Consider the following 3,783-nt stretch of genomic DNA (forward strand, 5'->3'; position numbering starts at 1 on the left):
TCGTCATGCCCACCCTCGACGTCTCCTCGGGTCTGCGCGCGGACGCGAACGTACCGCCGGAGGCGGGATCCCGGGCCAGCTCACCGGGTCTGCCGCCGGGGCGGCGCAGTCGGATCACCGACACCTCCCCGGTCACCGACCGGGGCTGGGACCGGGTCGGCGAGGACGCCGTGATCATCCCTTCGCAGGTCCCGACCAACCCCGGCCCCACCCCGAGCTCACCCGCCGCCCGCCAGCCCCGCAGGGCGGAGATGGAGATGGTCGCGGGGCGCCCGGTCTTCGTCGTCTACCGCCCGTCCAGAGGACTGGAGGTCAGGGACGACGGCGGCAGCCACCCGAGTTGAGGAAGGAGCGACCGTGCCCATCCGCACCAACCGCGGCCGCGCCGCCGTCTACCGCAAGCTGTGGGGATGGCCGCTCCGGTCACCGCGCCACCTGACGGCGACCGTCGTCCTGCTGCTGGCCGCCGTCGTCGGCGTCGGGGTGGTCGTCTCCGACGGGATGCCCTTCGGTGGCGACGCGGAGCAGGCGCAGGCCGGGCCTGCGTCCAGCCAGGCCGCCCCGTCCGGCCAGGAGCCGGGGGCGGGCCCGTTCCCCACCGCGATCGGCACCGCCGAACCTCCCGCCACGACGACCACCACGCCGTGGGAGAGCGCCGAGCCTCCCAGCATCTCCGTGCCCGACCTGCCCCCGGAGTCCGCCGCCCCCGACCCGGAGGGACTGGCGGTCGCCGAGGCGTGGATGCGGGCCTGGGTCACCCACGCACCGGGAGGCACCACCGAGCAGTGGTTGGCCGGGATGGAGGAGTACACCACCGACGAGTACCTCACCATCGTCGGCCTGTCCGATCCGGACAGCGTCCCCGCGGACACCGTCACCGGGGACCCGGTTCCGGTGGAGTCCACGACCACCTCGATGCGGGTCCGAGTGCCCACCGACGCCGGGGAGGTCGAGCTGTTGTTGATGACCACGGACGAGGGGTGGCGGGTGTCCGGCCACAACCCGGTGGAGTGACATGAGGACAGCGATCATCTCCCTGCTGGCCGTCGTCGTCATCGCGGCCGGCGTCGTCGTGTACGGCCTGAACACGGTGTTGCGGCAGAACGTCGCCGCCCAGGCCGGTACCTACGGCTACTGCGGTCCCGGGCTCGGCACCTGGGGCGGTTCCGACGCCAGCCTCGGCGAGCGGGACGCGGCCGGCCTCAGCGAGGAGTCGCTGACGATCACCGGCCAGATCATCACGATGGGCAAGCAGCGCGACCTCTCCCCCCGGGCCTGGCAGATCGCGATCCAGGCCGGGATGCAGGAGTCGCGGCTGCGGAACCTGACCTACGGCGACCGGGACTCGGTCGGCATCTTCCAGATCCGGGGCATGCACGGGTCCCTGGAGGACAGGCTCGACATCGCCTGGCAGATCACCTGGTTCTACGACACCCTCGAACGGGTCGACCGGTGGGAGGCAATGCGCCCTGGCGACGCCGCGCAGGCCGTCGAACGATCCGCCTACCCGGACAAGTACCACCGCTGGGAGTCGATGGCCGTCTTCCTCATCGACCAGCTCGGCGGCGTGGACGACATCTCCACCTGCGAGGAGCTCCCGCCCGCCGACGAGCGGGCCACGCTGGCCATCCAGTACGCGGTCGACCAGATCGGCAAGCCCTACGTGTGGGGTGCGGCCGGCCCCAACACCTTCGACTGCTCCGGGCTCACCATGCGGGCCTGGGAGGCCGCCGGGGTCACCATCCCCAAGTACTCGCAGAGCCAGTACTTCCAGGGTGGGACGAAGATCCCGCTCGACCAGGCCAGACCGGGCGACCTCATCTTCTGGGGAGGTGGTCGGCAGCCCTCCAGCATCGACCACGTCGCCCTCTACATCGGCAACGACGAGGTGATCCACGCCCCGCAGCCGGGTGACGTGGTGAAGCGGGCCAAGATCTGGGACGGCGGCAAACTCGTCGCGACCGCCATCCGTCCCGGGCCGAACGTGTCCCTTGTGTAATCGCACCTGACTGGAGGAGGCGCATGTTCCCGTCCGATCCCCTGTCCCGGCCGCCGAGCCCGCCGGCGTCGAGCTCACCGCTCCGGGACTACCTGGCCTCGACCCAGACCCGGGGCAACACCGGGGTCGACCCGGCCTACGCCGTGCTGCCCAGGGTCCTGGTGGAGTCGATGCCCCTGCCCTGGCAACAACAGATGGTCCACCTGCTCGCCGAGTTCCACCAGGCCAACGGCCACCGGCCGTGGCCGCTGTACCGGGTCGTCCCGTCCCGGTCGGAACGACTCGTGGATCTCGACGAGGAACAGCTCGCCGAGATCGGTGCCCTCGTCGAGATCGACGCCGTCGGGGAGATCGTCTACCGCGAGCGGAACGGGCGCCGGATCGAGGAACCCGAGCAGCAGCAGGTCCTCGTCGCCTGCCCGGATCCGCTGACCACCGGCCGACCGGCCGCCGGGCGAGGTGCCGCCACGCCGGCCGGGGGCATCCCGGAACAGGGAGACCACGCCCCCGCCGCGGGTTGGTGACCGGCGCCCCGCCACGACGCGGGGCGCCCGTCCAGCCGCCCGCTCCCCGGCGGGCGGCCCGTGCGCCGGCTGACAAGCCGTGCCGCCCGTGCCACGCTGGAGCGCGTGGTGGATCCGCAGGGCTGGTACTACTGCCTGAAGCACCGTGACGTCGAGCGCGGCGCCGGGTGTCGCACGCTGGACCGGCTCGGTCCCTACCGCGACGCGGCGAGCGCCGCGAACGCCCTGGAGATCGCGCGTCGCCGGACCGAGGAGGCGGACGAGGCGGACCGGGCCTGGAACGAGGACGAGGACTGAGCCGACCGCCGCCGCGGCCGGCGTCCCGCCCCTGCCGGCGGGACGGCCACCAACCCGCGCGGCCCGACGACGGAGGCGGGGAGGGAGGCGGATGCGCGACGAACTGGGGGCCGAGGTGCCGTTGACCGGCCCGGCGCGCCGCGTGGTCTCGCTGGTCCCCTCGATCACCGAGGCGGTCGCCGTCAGCGCGCCCGGCCGGCTGGTCGGAGCCACGGAGTACTGCGCGCACCCGCCCGACCTCGACGTGACCAGGGTCGGCGGATCGAAGTACCCGGTGGTGGACGCGGTGCTCGCCCTTGCCCCCGACCTCGTCCTCGCCAACGCTGAGGAGAACCGCCCGGCCGACGTCGCACGGCTCCGCTCGCGGGGTGTGCCCGTCTTCGTGACCGCTGCCCCGGAGACCGTGCCCGCCGGGCTGGCGTCCCTCCGCCGGATCCTGGTGGACTGCCTCGGACTCGGACCGCCGGACTGGTGGCGGACGGCGTCATCCCGGTGGGAGCACACGCCCGCCCGGCGGTGCACCGCCGTCGTGCCGGTCTGGCGTCGTCCCTGGGTGGTGCTCGGCGGCCGCACCTTCGCCACCGACCTGCTCCGGCGGCTCGGCGTCGACAACGCCTACTCGGACCGGGCGGACCGCTACCCCCGGCCGAAGCTCCCCGAGCTGCTCGCCACCGTCGACAGCGGGGCCGCCGACCTGCTGGTGCTGCCCGACGAGCCCTACCGGTTCACCAGCACCGACGGGCCCGACGCGTTCCCCGGGATCCCCCACGCCCTGGTGTCCGGTCGGCACCTGACCTGGTACGGGCCGTCGCTGGTCGAGGCACCGGAGGTCCTGTTGGACCAGCTCGCCGCCGTCCGCCGCTGAGGAACCCGGCAGGCCGACCGGACCGCCAGCTGGTCCGTGGCTGCCCAGGACACCGGCGGGAGTGGGGGTTCGGCCAGCGGCCGCGGGGCGGCCGCCCC

The 3,783-nt window shown here is 73.5% G+C and carries 5 protein-coding genes and 1 pseudogene; all 6 read left to right on the forward strand.

Annotated features, from left to right (window positions below; translation table 11 throughout):
- Positions 1-344: pseudogene (locus tag ACTIDRAF_RS30725) on the forward strand (hypothetical protein); the annotation flags it as partial.
- Positions 345-357: 13 nt separating this feature from the next.
- Complete coding sequence (locus tag ACTIDRAF_RS0223190) at positions 358-1,014, forward strand: hypothetical protein (RefSeq protein WP_016701090.1); 657 nt, start codon at positions 358-360, stop codon at positions 1,012-1,014.
- A 1-nt stretch (position 1,015) separates the two neighbouring features.
- The gene (locus tag ACTIDRAF_RS0223195) at positions 1,016-1,999 is read left to right on the forward strand and encodes a C40 family peptidase (RefSeq protein ID WP_016701091.1); all 984 of its coding nucleotides are present in this window, start codon (positions 1,016-1,018) and stop codon (positions 1,997-1,999) included.
- Positions 2,000-2,022: 23 nt separating this feature from the next.
- Positions 2,023-2,523: a hypothetical protein gene (locus ACTIDRAF_RS0223200; RefSeq protein ID WP_016701092.1), complete on the forward strand. Its 501-nt coding sequence runs from the start codon at positions 2,023-2,025 to the stop codon at positions 2,521-2,523.
- 105 nt (positions 2,524-2,628) lie between these two features.
- The gene (locus ACTIDRAF_RS0223205; RefSeq protein ID WP_016701093.1) at positions 2,629-2,820 is read left to right on the forward strand and encodes a hypothetical protein; all 192 of its coding nucleotides are present in this window, start codon (positions 2,629-2,631) and stop codon (positions 2,818-2,820) included.
- Between the two features lie 91 nt (positions 2,821-2,911).
- A complete protein-coding gene (locus ACTIDRAF_RS33490; RefSeq protein ID WP_016701094.1) occupies positions 2,912-3,685 on the forward strand; it encodes a helical backbone metal receptor in 774 nt (257 codons plus the stop codon).
- The last annotated feature ends 98 nt before the right edge of the window (positions 3,686-3,783 follow it).

The sequence above is a fragment of the Actinoalloteichus spitiensis RMV-1378 genome, from assembly GCF_000239155.1.
Lineage (GTDB): Bacteria > Actinomycetota > Actinomycetes > Mycobacteriales > Pseudonocardiaceae > Actinoalloteichus_B > Actinoalloteichus_B spitiensis.

What these genes read in the sequence shown, in the direction of transcription:
- ACTIDRAF_RS0223200 (WP_016701092.1), top strand. Translation starts at nt 2,023, where the DNA reads ATGTTCCCGTCCGATCCCCTGTCCCGGCCGCCGAGCCCGCCGGCGTCG.
- ACTIDRAF_RS0223195 (WP_016701091.1), top strand. Translation starts at nt 1,016, where the DNA reads ATGAGGACAGCGATCATCTCCCTGCTGGCCGTCGTCGTCATCGCGGCC.
- ACTIDRAF_RS33490 (WP_016701094.1), top strand. Translation starts at nt 2,912, where the DNA reads ATGCGCGACGAACTGGGGGCCGAGGTGCCGTTGACCGGCCCGGCGCGC.